At 36.6% G+C, this 19143-nt stretch carries 17 protein-coding genes; 1 reads left to right on the plus strand and 16 read right to left on the minus strand.

The genetic code is table 11. The features are described 5' to 3' along the window. Positions 1-6 precede the first annotated feature (6 nt). Complete coding sequence (locus FC97_RS11870; protein WP_054641918.1) at positions 7-489, plus strand: EAL domain-containing protein; 483 nt, start codon at positions 7-9, stop codon at positions 487-489. 80 nt (positions 490-569) lie between these two features. On the opposite strand, the gene FC97_RS11875 is transcribed toward FC97_RS11870, so the two are convergent. The 16 genes from FC97_RS11875 to nusA all read right to left on the minus strand — a co-directional run bounded on the left by FC97_RS11875 (position 570) and on the right by nusA (position 19134). After that, on the minus strand, positions 570-1610 hold the full coding sequence (locus FC97_RS11875; protein ID WP_056968286.1) for an alpha/beta hydrolase: 1041 nt from the start codon (positions 1608-1610) through the stop codon (positions 570-572). Next, entirely contained in the window at positions 1594-2787 is a 1194-nt protein-coding gene (locus FC97_RS11880) for an MFS transporter (protein WP_056968288.1), read from the minus strand. The genes FC97_RS11875 and FC97_RS11880 overlap by 17 nt, the downstream gene beginning before the upstream one ends. Positions 2788-2868: 81 nt before the next feature. Then, positions 2869-3711 (minus strand): AraC family transcriptional regulator, encoded by an 843-nt coding sequence (locus tag FC97_RS11885; RefSeq protein ID WP_054641923.1) that lies wholly within the window; start codon positions 3709-3711, stop codon positions 2869-2871. Positions 3712-3770: 59 nt separating this feature from the next. Next, complete coding sequence (locus FC97_RS11890) at positions 3771-5075, minus strand: dihydrolipoyl dehydrogenase family protein (protein WP_054641924.1); 1305 nt, start codon at positions 5073-5075, stop codon at positions 3771-3773. Between the two features lie 63 nt (positions 5076-5138). Next, positions 5139-6986 carry a translation elongation factor 4 gene (gene lepA, locus FC97_RS11895; protein ID WP_054641925.1) on the minus strand — a complete coding sequence of 616 codons (1848 nt, stop codon included), beginning with the start codon at positions 6984-6986 and terminating at the stop codon, positions 5139-5141. 109 nt (positions 6987-7095) lie between these two features. Then, on the minus strand, positions 7096-8235 hold the full coding sequence (gene dnaJ / locus FC97_RS11900; RefSeq protein WP_025085193.1) for a molecular chaperone DnaJ: 1140 nt from the start codon (positions 8233-8235) through the stop codon (positions 7096-7098). Positions 8236-8359: 124 nt separating this feature from the next. After that, positions 8360-10225: a molecular chaperone DnaK gene (gene dnaK / locus FC97_RS11905; RefSeq protein ID WP_056968290.1), complete on the minus strand. Its 1866-nt coding sequence runs from the start codon at positions 10223-10225 to the stop codon at positions 8360-8362. A 40-nt stretch (positions 10226-10265) separates the two neighbouring features. Further along, positions 10266-10832: a nucleotide exchange factor GrpE gene (gene grpE, locus FC97_RS11910; RefSeq protein WP_054641926.1), complete on the minus strand. Its 567-nt coding sequence runs from the start codon at positions 10830-10832 to the stop codon at positions 10266-10268. A gap of 16 nt (positions 10833-10848) precedes the next feature. Further along, positions 10849-11895 carry a heat-inducible transcriptional repressor HrcA gene (gene hrcA, locus FC97_RS11915; protein WP_054641927.1) on the minus strand — a complete coding sequence of 349 codons (1047 nt, stop codon included), beginning with the start codon at positions 11893-11895 and terminating at the stop codon, positions 10849-10851. A 179-nt stretch (positions 11896-12074) separates the two neighbouring features. Then, positions 12075-13010, minus strand: coding sequence for a riboflavin biosynthesis protein RibF (gene ribF, locus FC97_RS11920; RefSeq protein WP_056968292.1), 936 nt, complete (start codon positions 13008-13010; stop codon positions 12075-12077). A 12-nt stretch (positions 13011-13022) separates the two neighbouring features. After that, positions 13023-13934: a tRNA pseudouridine(55) synthase TruB gene (truB, locus tag FC97_RS11925; protein WP_054641928.1), complete on the minus strand. Its 912-nt coding sequence runs from the start codon at positions 13932-13934 to the stop codon at positions 13023-13025. Between the two features lie 131 nt (positions 13935-14065). Continuing rightward, positions 14066-14425, minus strand: coding sequence for a 30S ribosome-binding factor RbfA (rbfA, locus tag FC97_RS11930; protein WP_025085187.1), 360 nt, complete (start codon positions 14423-14425; stop codon positions 14066-14068). Positions 14426-14436: 11 nt separating this feature from the next. Continuing rightward, the gene (infB, locus tag FC97_RS11935; protein ID WP_054641929.1) at positions 14437-17289 is read right to left on the minus strand and encodes a translation initiation factor IF-2; all 2853 of its coding nucleotides are present in this window, start codon (positions 17287-17289) and stop codon (positions 14437-14439) included. Positions 17290-17309: 20 nt separating this feature from the next. Further along, positions 17310-17606 carry a L7Ae/L30e/S12e/Gadd45 family ribosomal protein gene (locus FC97_RS11940; RefSeq protein WP_054641930.1) on the minus strand — a complete coding sequence of 99 codons (297 nt, stop codon included), beginning with the start codon at positions 17604-17606 and terminating at the stop codon, positions 17310-17312. Continuing rightward, on the minus strand, positions 17606-17914 hold the full coding sequence (gene rnpM, locus FC97_RS11945; RefSeq protein WP_025085185.1) for an RNase P modulator RnpM: 309 nt from the start codon (positions 17912-17914) through the stop codon (positions 17606-17608). The genes FC97_RS11940 and rnpM overlap by 1 nt, the downstream gene beginning before the upstream one ends. Before the next feature lie 14 nt (positions 17915-17928). Continuing rightward, positions 17929-19134: a transcription termination factor NusA gene (nusA, locus tag FC97_RS11950; RefSeq protein ID WP_054641931.1), complete on the minus strand. Its 1206-nt coding sequence runs from the start codon at positions 19132-19134 to the stop codon at positions 17929-17931. Between the last annotated feature and the right edge of the window lie 9 nt (positions 19135-19143).

The following is a 19143-nucleotide window of genomic DNA, read 5'->3' on the forward strand; positions in this document are numbered from 1 at the left end:
GAGTTCATGTCTAATACTGAAATTCAAAACTTCAATTTAAATTTAACAGCCAAACAGTTTGAAGATATTGATGTAGCTGAGGCCTTGACCCAATTTGCTAAGAGTTCTGAAGGGCCTAATAAGTTAACAATTGAAATCACAGATTTAAAGGATTCACAGACCACTAGAAGAATTAGTGCCTTATACCGTTCAGCTGATATTAAAATCATGATTGATGATGTTGGTAGTGACAATTCATTTGAACTCGTACGTGGTGCCTTACCGTATGTTAATGGTATGAAATTTGCCATGCAAAATCTTCGTAAAACCAATTCTGAAAAAGAATTAGCAGAAAGAGTGGCTTTCTGGAATCAAATCGCTCAAGAACAAAATTTAGATTTTATTCTTGAAGGTGTAGAAACTGAAACAGATCTATTAATGGCAAAAAAACTAGGCGTCTCACGCGTTCAAGGATACTTCTTTGGTAAACCTGCCCCTAATAATAAATAAAAATCTAGTTTTGTGATTTAAAAACGATCACTAAGCTAGATTTTTTATATGGAAAAAACAAAATAATTAGATTCTCATTCTTATTTCAAAATAAACTCAATTGCTTCACGTAGGCAGTCATCAGCCTGAACAAAATCACCAACTTTATCCATAAAAGCATGTGTCATCCCGTTATATCTGAGGTAAGTAATATCACCACCAGCTAATTTCATCTTGCTATAGAAGGCTTCTCCTTGGAGTCTTAAAGGATCAAATTCACCAATCATAAATAACGTCTGCGGCATCTTCTTTAACAACTCTTCTGGCGCATTCAATGGTGAAATATACATGCTCTCCGAATCATTGTCACGAATATACCAATCATTGATCATCCCTTGACTACCATTAAAGTTATTAATATAAGCTCTGACATCTTCAGCTTTTTCATGACCAATCAACGGCTCTGGTGTATCAAATGCTGCTCTTCTCTTAGCATCCTGGCCTTGATAAGTAACTGGATATAGTGCTACTGCCTTATTTAAATAGTTAGTCCCTAATTGTCGATCTAATAATGATAAGGTATAGGTCAAATTACCACCAGCAGAATCACCCATTGCTGTGATATCGCCTATTTTTAAAGCAGCTTTATTTTGTGCTATATAATTCAACACTTGGTAGCAATCAATCAAATCCTGGGGATAGGGATGTTCTGGTGCCAATCCATAATCCACTGAGACTACGCGAACTTTACCAAAATCTGCTAATGCTTCACATGGATATTCAACGTTATCCAAACTACCACCAAAGAAGCCGCCACCGTGCATGAATAAAATTGTTGGTAAAGTTTCATTAACTAGCGATTTTTGTAAATAGACTCGAACATTAACCCCACCATAATTTATGTCAGTAATGCTCAATTCATGTTGATTCGTATGATTAGCTTTTTTCCAGCCCATTGACGAACGAATATCTTCGACCGTAACCTCACTATCCACTGCACTACCAAAGTCACCAGTATTAATTTGTTTGATAGAATCCTCCAACTCTTCTTTGGCTTTAGGATCAAGATACCCTTCTGTATCTTTTCCAGGAACCAACTTCATTTGATAATCTGTATTTTTAACATTAACCTTTTCTAACAAAATACTTTCCTCCTTGAACGACCTTTTGATAAATAAGTGTAAAAATGGCAACCAACAATAAGAAACCAAATCCATATGCAGCAACTCTCATGTTCATATCTGGTTGTTGACTACCCATTAAACCAGACAAGTAATTGATCAAAGTTGGTGAGATGAAAACTCCAACATTAGTGAATATCAACATGACTGAAGAAGCTAAATTCTCCGAACCTTTTGGAGCAATCGTGTTAATGATCGTATAGATAAATGGAATTACCAGGGCAAAACCTAAACCAACGATTACTACACCAATAGTTACATTAGCAATACTTGCCGCTCTGGATAAAATCGCAAAGCCAATAGCCATTAACGAGAATCCAACTACCAAAGTATATTGCTTCAATAATTTATGAACGAATCCATAAGCAAAACCGATTGCCATGGATACTAACGTGAAGACACCTAGAATTGTAGCCGCTTGACTACCCGTACCCATATTCTTATACGTCAACAAATCGGCCAGTTTTACTGTAACTACCATGAAGAAAGCATAAATAAAGAATGTCATCACTGAAATTAGAATAACCGGCAAATTAACTTTTTGGTGAACTGACTTTTCATGCTTAACCGATTTATTTTCAACGTTAGGAATCACTAATCCAAAGATAATCATGATAGGCAATGCGATTGCGTAAATAATGAAAGTTGCATGCCAACCAAAGGCGATTAGATAGCCTACCAAAAATGATAAAATTGAGCTCCCTAATGAACTGACCGAACTTTGAAAGCCCATCATCGTGGAGAGTTCATCGCCACCGTAAAAATCAGAAATCATGCTGATTGCTAAAGAATTGAATAAACCAATTCCGACTCCCAGCAGCAACCTAGAAATAATAACAACATAATAATTGTTCGAGAATACTGGAGTTATTCCAAATATTAACGCAACAATAAGCCCAAACATTACGGTCTTTTTTTGACCTAAGAAATTAACCAAAACGCTACTGATAAAAATACCAGCAATAATACCTAAATTAGGAATCGTCGAAATAGTTTCAATAGCCGAAGTTGATTGACCAGTAAAAGTCTTACTCATCAATGGTATTGCTGCAGCAATATTAGGAGCTGCCATTAACAACATCGAGATCGACAGTAAAGCAAATTTAAACAGAAACGATTTAGTATTGATTTTTGTCATCGTATCACTCCTTGTATTTCTTAAGAACAAGTTCATTGTACGATGTAACCGTTTACTGTAAGCGGTTAATAATAACCAATTTTAGGTCGTTTTATGACGTTTTAACCTGTATCGATATTTTCCTGGTGTTTGTTTATAGGTCCGAAGAAATAGTTTACTAAATGATTTTGGATTAGAAAAGCCTGTCAAATCAGAGATAGTTGCAATATTCTTATCCGTATTTGTTATCATCTCATAGGCCTTTTTTAAACGAATATAATTTACATATTCCATTACACTCATCCCCATTTGTTTGCTGAAGGTTCTAGATAGATAACCCGTACTCAAATGACCTGCTTGAGCTATTTCGTCTAACATTATTTTTTCACTGCTATGTTGATTGATATAGTCGATTACTTCTGCCAATTTATGTAATGTAGGAATTCTGGGAAGTCCATGAACTGTACTTTTTTCGTGACTGCAATACTTTAGTAGGTCATGTAGAATCAAGAACATATCGCTCTTTAATTGTAAATTACGGTATTCATCCTTTATTTGGTTATGCTGATAGTACAAATATAAGTCGTGCTTGATTATTGCCACTTCCTCTTTTTTCTTGGGAAGAACAAACCAGTAACTTTCATAATTAGGAATTTCTTTGATCAGAATTTCATATGGAATTAAAAATGTTAAAGCTAAAGTGTTCTTATTCGCATTCATATTATCGACTGAGTGAATTTCGTTGGAATTGATAATCAAAACATCCCCTGATTTGGAACTAATCTTTTCACCACTAATAGTGAAATCAGCCGTTCCTTCAATCGGATAATCAATTTCAATAGCCTGATGCCAATGACGTAAAACATTTTCGTTAGCAAAATTATTAGTGTGCACAATCAATTTTAATAATTGTTGACTGGGTTCAACTATTTCATGTCGATACATGCTTCTTCCTCCAAAAAAAATAATCGTGAATCATCACGATTATCTTACTATACATTTATTTAGAATAAATATTCCAAATCACTACCAGCAGTTGGGTAAGCTAAAATCTCTTTCTTAACATCACTATGAGTCATCTTCTGTTCGATTGCTTTTGTTAAGAGATTGATCATACTGTCGGCTTCATTACTTAAAACCGTTGCACCAATAATTTGAGATTTATCATTCAGCACAATTCTGATCATAGCCTTAGGTTCATTGGTATGGCTGTATGTGAACCAGCTAGTTACATCTTGGTCAACCACTTCAGCACCATTCTGTTCACCAACTTGAGCTAGCTTAGGAGTTCCATAAACGACCGTTGGTACTAATGGTATCTTGATATCATCTGTAGTCTTCCCTAAAATAACATCACTAACATAGTCAGCTTCAAAACCGGCTACTGGTGTTAATTTGGGTATCTTTGTTGAAACAACATCCCCAATGGCAAAAATTTTATCATTGCTTGATTGTAATTTTTCGTTCACAACTACACCATGGCGATCCGTTTTGACATTAGCTTTTTCCAAATCGAGAATATCTATATTGGGAATTCTTCCCGTAGCACCAATAATCAAATCACTAGTCAAACTGAAATCATTCGCCTTTAACGTTAATTGTCCAGCTGATTTTACAATTTCTTTCGTATCAACATTGAAGTGGAATTTAACGCCCTTAGCTTCCAATTGATGAACTAACTCTTGAGCATATTTTTCATTGAATGCTTTCAAGGGATGATCATTATGGTGAACTACATGAACCTCTGCTCCGGTCGCATTAGCAATTGTAGCCAATTCGAAAGCAATATAGCCGGCACCAATAATTGTAATTGTCTTAGGCATCTGTTTGAGTGACAAGAAGTCGGTACTAGATAAAAGATACTCTTTACCAGGAATATCTAAATAACTAGGACGTTGTCCTGTCGCGATAATAAAGTGATCGGCCTGATAGGTAGACTCATTAACACTTAATTCTTTTTCTGAGACAAATTTAGGTGAGCCATCGATAGCTGTAATACCAGCATTGATGGCTCCTTTTTTACTTCCAGCAGACACTGGATCAGTAAAAGTTGCTTTAAATTTCTCTAATTCTTCCCAATTAACGTAAGGAACATCACCAAACCCTTTGCCTTTCAATTGGGTCATTCTATCTCTAGCTTCAACGGCACTTAACAAAACCTTTTTGGGATCACAGCCACGGTTAGGACAAGTTCCACCCCATAAATTATTTTCAATCAAAGCTACATTTTGACCGGCTTCACTCAAGTCATAAGCTGCTGCTAAACCTCCTGGGCCAGCACCAATGATAATCGTATCAAATTTTTCCATATGAATCCCTCCAAATAAAAAAGCACTTATAATGTAAACACTAATTACATTATAAGCACTTATCTAGTTTTTACCGTCTTCTTTGCCTCGGTTAAGGTTCAAAACAGCCATGAAGGCCTCTTGAGGAATGGAAACTTTTCCGACTTCCTTCATACGTTTTTTACCGGCCTTTTGTTTGTTCAACAACTTATCACGACGAGTTCTGTCACCACCATAAAGTTTGGCTGTAACATCCTTACGATAAGCTTTAACATTTGAACGAGCGACTACTTTGTTACCAATAGCGGCTTGAATAGGAATTTCAAACATTTGACGAGGAATAACTTCCTTCAATTTAGCAACGATGTCACGACCACGCTTTTGAGCAAAGTCCTTATGAACAATAAAGCTCAAAGCATCGACTGGTTCGCCATTAAGCAAGATATCCATTTTAACCAATTCACTTGGTTCGTAATCATCGACATCATAATCTAGTGAAGCATAACCTTTAGTATTCGACTTCAAATCATCGAAGAAATCAAAAATAATTTCTAGCAATGGCAATTTATAAACTACGTTTACCCGATACTTGTCCAAATAATCCATTGTGACAAACTCGCCACGCTTATGTTGACAGAGTTCCATGACGGGACCAACAAAGTCTTCGGGAACCATAATTTCAGCTCGAACAAATGGTTCACGAACTTCTTTGATCTCGGAAACATCGGGCAACTCAGCTGGATTATCGACCACGATTTCCTCACCGTCAGTCGTTGTTACATGATAATCAACTGATGGCGATGTGGTAATCAAATCAAGATCAAAGTCACGTTCCAAACGTTCTTGAACAACATCCATATGCAATAGTCCTAGGAATCCAACACGGAAACCAAATCCTAAGGCTTGGGACGTTTCTGGTTCATATTCCAAAGCAGCATCATTTAATTGTAATTTATCTAAAGCTTCTTTCAAATCTTCATATTTAGCATTATCTACAGGATAAAGTCCAGCATACACCATTGGTGTACTCTTACGATATCCAGTCAAAGGTGAATCGGTTGGATTATTGGCAAGTGTAACTGTATCACCAACTTGAGTATCTTTAACTGTCTTAATACTTGCAGTAATATAACCTACATCCCCAGCCATCAAGTAATCACGTTTAACAGCTTTAGGAGACATCACACCAACTTCTGTAACTTCGAAGGTCTTCTTATTACTCATCAATTGAATCGTGTCTCCGACCTTTACAACGCCTTCTCGAACACGTACATCCAACACAACACCACGATAACTGTCATAAACAGAATCAAAAATCAACGCTTTGAGTGGTTTATCCAAATCACCTTCAGGAGCTGGTACATCAGAAACAATTCTTTCAAGCAATTCGTCGACACCAATACCAGTCTTAGCACTCATCAAAATTGACGATTCGGCATCAATACCGATCATCTCTTCAATTTCTTCCTTAACTTTATCAGGTTCAGCTGAAGGCAAGTCAATCTTATTGATAACTGGTACAATTTCCAAGTCGTTATCAATTGCTAAATAGGCATTAGCCAAAGTTTGAGCTTCAACACCTTGAGCAGCATCAACTACCAGCAAAGCTCCCTCACAAGCAGCTAGAGAACGTGAAACTTCATAGGAAAAGTCCACATGTCCTGGAGTATCAATTAGATGGAAGATATAAGTCTTGCCATCCTTAGCTTCGTATTCAAGTTCTACCGCATTCAACTTAATAGTAATTCCACGTTCACGTTCCAAATCCATATCATCTAGGATCTGAGCTTTCATCTCACGTTTTGAAACAGTCTTAGTTCTTTCCAAAATTCGATCAGCAATCGTTGATTTACCATGATCGATATGCGCTACGATAGAAAAATTACGAATTCTTTTTTGTCGTTCTTTTAATTTATCGAGATCTAAATCCATAAATTATTCCCTTCTATCAGAAATTTATCATTCTTTTTATTTTACACTATTGTACTACTATGTTCTATATGTAAAAAAGAAGAGACCAACGGCCTCTTCTTTTTTATTTTTATTCGCCTTTAAAAGCATCTCTTACTTTATTGAAAAAGTTACTATCTTTTTCCTTAACTTTATCGCCACCAGCTTCAGCAAATTGTTTCAAAGCGCTACGTTGTTCACTAGACAACTTACGAGGTGTGACAATATTAACTGTTACCTTTTCATCACCGATACTCTTACTGTTTAGAACAGGAGCACCCTTACCACGTAATCTGAATGTTGTTCCTGTTTGAGTACCACTTGGGATATTCAATTCTACAGGACCATGAACTGTATTAACTTTGATTTTATCGCCTAATGTAGCTTGTGGGAAACTGATATTTACTGATGCATAAATTGTCGAACCATCACGTCTGAACTCCTTACTTGGAGCAACATGAAAGACAATATACAAATCACCATAAGGTCCACCGTTTGTTCCGGCTTCACCTTGACCATCTAAGCGCATTTGTTGTCCATCTTCAACACCGGCTGGAACAGTAACCTTAAGTTCATGCTTTTCATTTACCTTACCTGAGCCATGGCAAATATTGCACTTTTCTTTGATTTCTTTACCAGTACCATTGCAGACATCACAAACAACTCTTGTACGCATACGGCCAAGTGGAGTTTGACGATCTACTTCAACATAACCTGAGCCATGACATTTAGAACATGTTTCTGGATGTGTACCAGGTTTAGCACCTGAACCACCACAAGTTGAACATTCTTCTTCACGGTTATAGGAAATATTAGTTTTCTTACCGAAGACTCCCTCTTCAAAAGTCAAATCCATGCGATATTGTAAGTCGGAACCTTGTCTTGGGGCATTAGGATTTTGACGAGCAGCACCGCCGCCACCAAAGAATTGGCTAAAGATATCTTCAAAGCCACCGAACTGATCACCAGCACCGGCACCACCGAAGCCGCCAAATCCACCTTGGCCACCATTCATACCGGCAGAACCATATTGATCATATTGAGCACGCTTTTGTGGATCCTTTAGAATTTCATAAGCGGCATTAACTTCCTTAAACTTTGCTTCAGCATCAGGCGCTTTATTCAAATCAGGATGATACTTTTTTGAAAGTTTACGAAACGCTTTTCTTATATCGTCATCAGAAGCGTTCTTATCAACGCCTAGTACGTCATATGGATTTTTATCTGCCATTAAATCACCTTTGCATGACAGGACATTTGAGTCCTATTCCTTTTTAACGCTCAAAAGAGCAGTTATGTTCTTACTATACCATAATTGGTTTTAGTAATTAAACGACTGCTCTTTATCACAATTATTATTTCTTATCTTTATCAGGATCTACTTCTGAGAAGTCGCCATCAACTGTATTGTCATCGCCTGACTTCTTACCATCAGCTGAACCTGTTCCAGCAGCACCTTTATCGCCACCAGCTTGTTGTTGTGCTTGTTGAGCTTGTTGATAAAGTTTTACAGAAAGATCTTGAACAATCTTGTTCAAATCGTCACGTTTCTTCTTCATGTCTTCAAGATCACCTGAGTCTTGAGCTTTCTTCAAAGCATCACGAGCATCTTGGGCTTTCTTGATTTCATCGTCAGAAACTTTACCCTTAACGTCTTTTAGAGTCTTGTCTGTTGCAAATAATGTTTGTTCAACGTCATTCTTAACATCGACTTCTTCCTTACGTTTGTTATCTTCCTCTTCGTGTTCCTTAGCTTCTTTCATCATCTTATCAATTTCTTCATCGCTCAAACCTGATGAACTCTTGATAGTGATCTTTTGTTCCTTATTTGTTCCCATATCCTTAGCAGAAACATTTACGATACCATTCTTATCAATATCGAATGTAACTTGGATTTGAGGTACACCACGAGGTGCAGCAGGAATATCTGTTAGTTGGAAACGACCTAAGGTCTTATTGTCAGCAGCCATTGGACGTTCACCTTGTAGGACGTGAATATCAACAGCACTTTGGTTATCGGCAGCAGTTGAGAATACTTGTGACTTGCTTGTTGGGATAGTTGTATTTCTATCGATCAACTTAGTGAAGACACCACCCATTGTTTCGATACCAAGTGATAGAGGTGTAACATCAAGTAAAACAACATCCTTAACATCACCAGAGATAACACCACCTTGGATAGCAGCACCAAGAGCAACGGCTTCATCAGGGTTGATTGAGTGGTCTGGAGCTTTACCAGTCCATTTAGCAACAGCATCTTGAACAGCAGGAATACGTGTTGAACCACCATTTAAGATAACCTTGTCAATGTCTGAATTTGTAAGATTTGCATCTTTCAAAGCATTGTCAACAGGGATCTTTGTTCTTTCAACAAGATCTGATGTCAATTCATCAAACTTAGCACGTGTCAATGTTTCTTCCAAGTGAAGTGGGCCATTAGCACCTGATGAAATAAATGGAAGACTGATTGATGTTTGAGCAACACCTGACAAGTCCTTCTTAGCTTTTTCAGCAGCATCCTTTAATCTTTGAAGAGCCATCTTGTCTTGTCCCAAATCAACGCCATTCTTAGCCTTGAATTGTTCAACTAACCAATCGATGATCTTTTGGTCAAAGTCATCACCACCAAGATGTGTATCACCATTTGTTGAAAGTACTTCGAAGACACCGTCACCTAATTGAAGAACGGAAACATCAAATGTACCACCACCAAGATCATAAACAAGAACTTTTTCGTCACCCTTGTCATTATCTAGGCCATAAGCAAGTGCTGAAGCTGTTGGTTCGTTAACGATACGTTGAACGTTCAAGCCAGCAATCTTACCAGCATCTTTAGTAGCTTGTCTTTGTGAATCATTGAAGTATGCAGGAACTGTGATAACAGCATCTGTAACTTTTTCACCTAAGTAGTCTTCTGAAAACTTCTTGATGTGTTGTAGAATAAATGCTGAAATTTCTTGTGGTGTGTATGATTTGCCGGCTACAGTAACTTTGTAACCTGCTTCACCCATGTGACGCTTGATTGATGAAACTGTATCTGGGTTAGTAATTGCTTGACGCTTTGCAACTTCACCAACTTGGATTTCACCATCTTTAAAAGCAACAACTGAAGGAGTAGTTCTTGCACCTTCTGGGTTTGTAATAATCTTTGGAGAACCGCCTTCAAGAACGGCTACAGCAGAGTTTGTAGTACCTAAATCAATACCAATAACTTTTGACATAAACCTTAACCTCTTTTTAATTTCTTTATTTAATTATTTACTATTGAGCAACAACGACCATTGCTGGACGAAGTACACGATCTTCTAATTTATAACCCTTTTGTAAAACTTGAACGACTGTATCCTTCTTATGTTTATCATCAGCAGGAACAGTTTGAACAGCTTGACTATTTGCTGGATCGAATTTCTCACCAGCATTGTCAATAACAGTCACATGGTTATCTTCCAACGCCTTAGCCATATGTTGTTGCACCATTTCAATACCCTTTTTAAGTTGCTTGCTGGCATCGTCGTCAGCATCAACTGCTAAGGCACGTTCAAGATTATCGATAACGGGAAGAATTTCAGTTGCCAACTTTTGACCATCATATTTAAGAATTCCAGCAACTTCTTTACTATGACGCTTGTTCATATTTTGAAGTTCAGCTTGTGTTCTTAAAAGATTGTCTGACAACTCATCATTCTTAGCTTTAAGGTCTTTGATTTCTTGATCTTTGGGATCAACCTTAGCATCCTTTTTAGCTGATTTTTTATCAGCTTTCTTATCAGTCTTGGGAGCTGCTTCTTTAACAGTCTTCAAATCTTGATCTTTTTCTTTATCTGCCATTACTTCCTCCTAAATTTCAAGAATCATCATACCTTGAATAATAATCAATTAATCTTTTGGCTAATTCAACTCTGAACTCACCAAGTAAACCTATCAACTGTGAATAATGCATTGTTGTTGGTCCTAATAAAGCAATAACACCTTTACCATGATGACCAACATCATAATTAGCAGTGATAATACTGTAGTTCTTTAATGCATCACTCCCAAGTTCACTTCCTAGACGAACCTTGATGGCGTCATCAGAAATACTTGGATCAATCAATTTTCTTAAATCAGTACTTTGATTAATGATTGAGAACAATGATTGAACCTGCGATAAATCATCATTATTAGCATAATTTAACAAATTCAATTGTCCATCAACATAATACTTCTCAGCACCAGCCTTCTTAAAGAGCTGATCCATCATATCCAACAAACCATCAGTTGAATACATATATTCGGAAAGAATTGCTGGAACATCAGTATGAAGCATTTGAATAACCTTAGGTAAAGGTTGTCCAACTAACTTATCATTTACAATGTTTACAATTTTTTCAATTAATGAAGTATCAAAATCATCATCGATTGTATAAATGTTATTCTCAACATTATTATCACTTGTGACAATGATTGCCATGAGTTGATGTGGATTCAAGGGAACGATTCTAAAACCTGTTAAAAGAACTGAATTGCTCTCTGGTCCTAATGTGATTGCTGTATAACTAGTTAGATGAGATAAAATCTTGGCAGATTGTTCAATAATATCATCAATTTGATGATATGTTTTACCAAAGTCATCGTCAATTCTCTGTGCTATATCTTGCGGTACACTAGTTGGTTGTACCAGATGGTCCAGATAATAACGATATCCCATCGCTGAAGGAATTCTACCTGACGAAAGATGAGTCTTCTCAAGGTAACCCACTTCTTCAAGCACTGCCATTTCATTTCTGATTGTCGCAGAACTTACATGAAAAGGTAATTCATTCATCAATGTCTTCGAACCAACCGGCTGGCCGGTATCTGTGAATATGCGCACGACTTCTCTCAAGATTGCATCTTGACGTTGTGATAGCATTATACCGTCCTCCTTTTTAGCACTATTCATACCTGAGTGCTAACAATGTAAAATATAACAATCTATCCCTATAGTGTCAAGTATGGACGCTCAATTTTTGAAATTATTTGCTAAAAAATTTCAGAAATTAAAAAAGAGAACTCTTGATGACATCTCTATTGTCATTTACTCAAGTTCTCTTATTTTTTTGGTAAAATTTTGATTGAATTAATCTTATCCAATTCCAATTGTTTGACTAAACCTTCTGCTCCATCAAACTTAACTTCGCCACGTAAATATTTAACCCATTCCAATGCTACACGTTCACCATAGATATCAGCGTCAAAATCGAAAATATTAGTTTCAATTGTAACTCCAGTATTCTCTTTAAAGGTCACATTATAACCTACGGATGTCATTGAATTGTACCAGACATCGCCGACTTTAATTCTTGTGGCATAAACACCTATCGAAGGAATCAACTGATTGCCCTCAGTTGCTAAATTGGCTGTTGGGTAACCTAAAGTTCGACCTCGTTGCAGACCATGAACTACTGTCCCCTGATTCTGATAAGTATAGCCTAAAAATTTATTAGCCTCTTCTACCTTATTTTCAGAAATAAACTTTTTGATTGCGCTTGAACCAATTTTTCGATCATCCAAAACCTGTTCTGGCACAGTCACAATTTCAAATTTATCGTGTGAATACTGTGGTAAAGTCTGCATATTGGCAATATCTTTTTTCCCATATGTATAATCAAAACCAGCTACGACAAACTTGGCTTTTAAATCAATCATATATTGATCAACAAACTCTTGAGGCTTTAATTGCGCAAATGCCTGTCCAAATTCAACAAAATAGAGCCGATCAACTCCAAGTTTTTCTACTAACTCGGCTTTTCGGTCCATTGTTGATAAGTATTTATAATCCGTTTCATGTTGATATACCGTTCTAGGTGAACGATCAAAGGTCAATAATACTGATTTTAGTCCGTGTTTACGGGCAAGATCTACTCCCGTTTTAATAACTTTTTGATGACCAAGATGTACCCCATCAAAAAAGCCCATGATTAAAACTGTATCTTCAGTTGGGCGCTGTTGCTCTAGAAGCGGATGTTTAACTTTAATAATCTGCATTTTCAATCTCTTCTATTTATTATTTAATAACATTAAATCTGGAATCCACATATTTCTTACTTTATCATACTTGTAAAGTGCTTTGGTTACTCCTGCTCTTTGAACTCGCAAACGATCCTCTATATCAGAATCGATTTCCGGTTCCAAAAAGCCACCATGTGACACACGGACTTCCCATTCTTCATCTGTTAATTCATGCTTAGGGACATCGCTTAGGACTTCATCAATCGACTTCAAAAAGCTCATGTCATTTTTCTCAAGCATCTCTTCTATTTGTCCTAAAGTAAAGGTCTCATCAATTGAAAAGCCAGCACTTTTTACTCGTGTGAGTTGGGACATAAAGGCGGGATATCCCAAAATGCGACCAAATTCAACTGCTAATGTTCTTACATAAGTTCCTTTAGAACACTTAACATGAAATTTGAGTGTTTGATACCCTGTTATTTCATCATAAACTGGATTCCCCATAATATAAAAATCATAAATATGAATCTGTCTTTTAGGACGTTCAACCTCAAGCCCAGCACGAGCATATTCATAAAGTTTTTTACCATTAACTTTGACCGCCGAAAACATTGGTGGGATTTGTGTTAATTCCCCTGTCATTTGTTGGAAAACTTTTTGTAGATCTTCACTGGCAATTGGTTCAGCTAATTTCTTCTCTTCAACCGTATCACCTTCGCGATCTTCAGTTGTAGTTGACTTACCTAAAGTTATTTCACCCTCATACTCTTTAGGAGAGCCTGTCAGAGTATTTACTAGTTTAGTAGCTTGTCCCACACAGATAGGTAAAACTCCGTCTACTAAAGGATCTAAGGTTCCTGTGTGACCGATTTTTCTAGTATGTAATACTTTTCTTAACTTATAAACATAATCAGAACTTGTTTGTCCAATTTTTTTATTTAATGGAATTACTCCGTCCATAATAATCTCCGTATCTAAATGTCATTAACAATGATTTTACTAGTATTTTTATAGAATGAAAAGAAGTCGTAAATAAAAAAGATAGGAAACCCACTTTCGGATTTACCTATCTTCTTTAATATCAAATTGTATTAACGATTTGCTTCGTCCTGATGTAACTTAGCAATTAATTTATCAATCTTTTCACCATAGCGAACTGATTGATCTTGCTTAAATTCCAATTCAGGTACTTTATACAACGTTAAGTTCTGACCCAATTCTCTTCTAATTAGTCCAGTAGCTTTATCTAAGCCAGCTTGAGTTTTTTCAACATCACTAGCTTTTTCAGATAAGATGCTAAAATAAACGGTTGCTTGTTGCAAATCACCAGTCATTTCAACACCAGTTACTGTAACTCCTTGAACTCTAGGATCACGAACACGTTTTAAAAGAATATCGTTAACTTCTTTTTGAATCTCTTGTTCAACTCGACCAATTCGATGTTTTACCATATTCTCATCTCCTATTTAACTGGAACTTCTTCCATTACATAGGCTTCAACTTCGTCACCAATCTTGATGTCGTTATAGTTCTCGATTGTGATACCACATTCGAATCCAGAACCAACTTCCTTAACATCATCCTTGAATCTCTTAAGTGAAGCAAGTTTACCTTCCATGACAACAATACCATCTCTGATAAGTCTTACACCACTATCACGTTGAATCTTACCACTGTTTACGTAACAACCAGCAATTGTACCAATCTTAGAAACATTGTATGTTTCACGGACTGTTAAGTTACCAATAACTTTTTCTTCATAAACTGGTTCTAGCATACCCTTCATGGCAGCTTCAATTTCATCGATAGCTTTATAGATAACTCTATGTAGACGAATATCAACCTTTTCATCCTTAGCTTGAACTTTAGCTTGAGCTGTTGGACGAACATTAAATCCAATAATGATGGCATTACTTGCAGCAGCAAGGTTAACATCACTTTCAGTAATAGCACCTACGGCTGAATGGATAATGTTGACACGAACACCCTTAACTTCAATCTTCTTCAAACTTCCGGCAATAGCTTCAGCAGAACCTTGAACATCGGCTTTAATAATAACGTCGACTTGTTTAAGTTCTCCTTCTTTCATTGTCTCGAACAAGTTATCAAGTGTAACAGGGTTAGTATTTTGACGTTCCTTTTGAAGAGCACGACTAGCACGTTCCTCACCAGCTGCACGAGCTGTCTTTTCATCATCGAAGACAACAAACTTATCAGCTGATTCAGGGACATCATTCAAACCAGTAACCTCTACTGGCTCTGAAGGCTTAGCAGCATCAATTTCTTTACCATTGTAGTTTGTCATTGTTCTGACACGACCAAAGGTATTACCAACAACAATTGGATCACCAACGTGCAATGTACCTTGTTGTACCAATAGTGATGCAACTGGTCCACGGCCCTTGTCCAATTTAGCTTCAATAACTGTACCAATAGCTTTTTGTTCAGGATTTGCCTTAAGTTCCAAAACATCGGCTTCAAGTAGAATCATTTCTAGCAATTCATCAATGTTTGTACCCATTTTAGCTGAAATATCAACAAAGATAGTATTCCCACCATAATCTTCAGGAACAAGATCATACTTCATCAATTCTTCAGTAACATGTTGTGGGTTAGCACCCGGCTTATCGATCTTATTGATAGCTACGATGATAGGGTCATTTGCGGCCTTAGCATGGTTGATAGCTTCAATTGTCTGTGGCATAACACCGTCATCAGCTGCAACAACTAAAATAACGATATCAGTAATATCAGCACCACGAGCACGCATATTAGTAAAGGCAGCATGTCCTGGAGTATCCAAGAATGTGATCAATCTGTCTTGAAGACGTACTTGATAAGCACCAATATGTTGTGTAATACCACCAGCTTCAGAAGCTGTAACGTGTGTATGTCTCAAGTGATCAAGCAAGGTTGTCTTACCATGATCAACGTGACCCATGATAGTTACAACTGGTGGACGTGTTACAAGATTTTCACTTGTATTAACTTCTGCATCAAAGTACTTGTCGATATCAGCAACATCTTCTTGTACCTTTTCTTCAGCCTTAATACCGTAATCAGCGGCCAACAATTCAATTGTATCCTTATCTAAGGACTTGTTTTGGTTAATCATAATACCAAGCATGAATAACTTCTTAACAATTTCAGCTGGTTCTCTATGGATCAATTTACCAATATCTTGAGCGTTCATACCAACAGAGTAAACAAGTGTTTCTGGTAATGGACGTTCCTTTCTTTGTGGCATTGGCTTCTTAGGTTCGGTACGTTGACGTTGTTGACGTTTACGTTCCTTTTTCTTTCTACGACTACCAAATGGATTAGCAAGATTTTGCTTATGTCCAAAGTCACGATTACTATTAGTTGGCTTTGCCTTCTTGTATTCTGGCTTTGGAACATTAGTATTTGCTACATTTGCCTTTGGAGCTTCTTTGGCTTTAGCAGCTACATTGTTATTGTTGTTAGGTCTTCTATTTTGGGAATTGTTATTGTTACGATTATTGTTATTGCTATTAGTACTGTTATTATGGTTGTTATTGTTATTTCTATAACGGTTGTCGTTATTAGGACGGTGATTGTTCTTATGATTATTATCACTACTACTGTGATTATTGTTATTGTGACTGTTATTTCTAGTTGGATGACTAGGAATACGACTAGCATCTTGAATATTTGTCTTAAATTGTTCTAGATACTTGTTACCAGCACTTTGTCTTGGACGTGGAGCTTGTCCTTGTGTAGTAGAACGATCACGTCTGTTATTGTTGTTACGGTTGCGATTATCACGTGATTGAGAATTACGGTTATCATTTCTTCTATTCTCATTATTGTTGTGATTATTGCGGTTGTTGCTGTTATTACTATTATTGTTATTACTATTGTTGTTAGCATTATTGCTATTTGGGCGATGGTTATTGCTGTTTGGACGATTACCATTGGAGTTGTGATTGTTATTGCGATGGTCAAAATGACCCTTACCCTTATTAGCATCTCTTCTTACAGCAGTAATCTTAATCTTAGTCTTGTGATCACCTGAATTTTGGTTACCACTTTCATGTTTCTCACCTGTAGATTTTTGCACATGATTTTGTGCATGATTATTGTGTTGAACAGGGGCAGGTCTACTACCATTATTACTTGTGTTGCTTGGCTTTTTACCACTCTTTAAGTTACTTACAATTTTCTTTTCGTCATTTTCATCTACTGATGACATATGGTTCTTCACATCCATACCCAATTTTGTGGCAGCATCAAGAATTACTTGATTCTCAACACCATTTTCTTTTGCAATAGTATAAATTCTCTTTTTGACCATCCTATCACTCTCCTTAATTGTTAATTGTCCATAATATCTTTTAACCTTTTAGCAAATCCAAAATCTGTTATTCCCATAACTTTTCTGTCTTTTCCAATAGCAGTTTTTAACGAAGCACTATCCACCGTATCAATTACTGGTACTTTATAGTAAGTCGCTTTATTATGTAAATCTTTCATTGTTCGTGGACTACAGTCGCTAGCCATAATAACTAACTTTACCTTGCCATCACGAATGCCGTTTATAGTCAGTTCTGTTCCACTGATAAATTTACCAGCTCTAACAGCTAACCCTAAAAAATTATAAAATGAGTTCATTAATGTTTCTTCCCTAAATCACCAAAGAGGTCCATTCTAGCCTTTTGATGATCGACAAAATCAAATAATTCATCATAAAAATTCTCTGGTACTGCATGTGAGAATACTTTTTCTAGTGATTTCTTAGATTTTGCATTTTTAATGGCTTCGGGATCCAATCCAACATAAGCGCCACGGCCGGCTTTCTTTCCAGTTGGATCGATAGAGATGTTACCATCCTTATCCTTAACAATCCTTACCATTTCTCTTTTTGGATACATCTTATTCGTTAAAATATCCTTACGCATAGGTATCTTACGAGTTGGCAAATCTATCACCTCTCTTATTCTTCTGAGTCTGTCGAATCGTCTTCGTCATCTACATCTTCTGAATCATTTGCAGCAGGATTCTGTGCATCATCAGCATTAGCAGCATTTTCACGAGTCTTTTCAATATCGATCTTGCCACTTTCAACATCATTGATATCGACGTCTTGATCGTTATCATCAACGAATTCAACTTGTGATTCAGGTTTGATGTCAATCTTGTAACCAGTCAATTTAGCAGCTAAACGTGCATTTTGACCTTTCTTCCCAATAGCTAATGATAAATGATAATCAGGTACAATTACAATACATTGTTTCTTATCATTTTCATCAAATTGAACAGCAATAACTTCAGCTGGGTTCAATGCATTAGCAATGAAATCAACAGGATCATCGACATATGGCACAACATCAATGTTTTCACCATTTAATTCATCAACAACTGCTTGTACACGAGTACCCTTAGGACCGACACATGTACCAACAGGATCAACATCAGGATTGTCAGACTTTACAGCAATCTTAGTTCTGTCTCCAGCTTCACGAGCAATTGAAACAATTTCTACAGTTCCATCATATATTTCTGGAACTTGTTGTTCAAATAATCGCTTAACTAAACCTGGATCAGTTCTAGATACAAAGACTTGAGGTCCCTTTGTAGCATTTTCAACCTTAGTTACATAAACACGAATTCTATCACGTGAATTGTAAGTTTCACCAGGCATTTGATCATTCTTAGACATAACAGCTTCAATCTTACCAAAGTTGATATAAACATATCTATTATCACTACGTTCAACCGTTCCTTGGATGATTTCATGCTCATATTGACTGTATTCATTATAAATGATATCACGTTCTGCTTCACGAACACGTTGCATAATGACTTGTTTAGCAGTTTGAGCCGCAATACGTCCAAAATCTTTTGGCGTTACTTCTTCTTGAACGTGATCACCAACTTCGTAACCTCTGCTTTTCTTTTGAGCATCTTCAAGACTAACTTCCAAACGATCATCTACAACATCTTCAACAACTTCTTTAACCGCATAAACATGTATATTACCCTTTTTAGCATCAAATTCAACATTAACGTTTTGGGCTTGATTATAATTTCTTTTATAAGCAGCTACCAAAGCAGCTTCTAGTGATTCAATAACATATTCTTTTTTGATGCCTTTTTCGCTTTCAAGCGCATCAAGTGCTTCAACCATTTCTTTACTCATGATTTTCTC

Origin of the sequence: Companilactobacillus kimchii DSM 13961 = JCM 10707, from assembly GCF_001435445.1 — a bacterium.
GTDB classification, from domain to species: Bacteria; Bacillota; Bacilli; order Lactobacillales; family Lactobacillaceae; genus Companilactobacillus; species Companilactobacillus kimchii.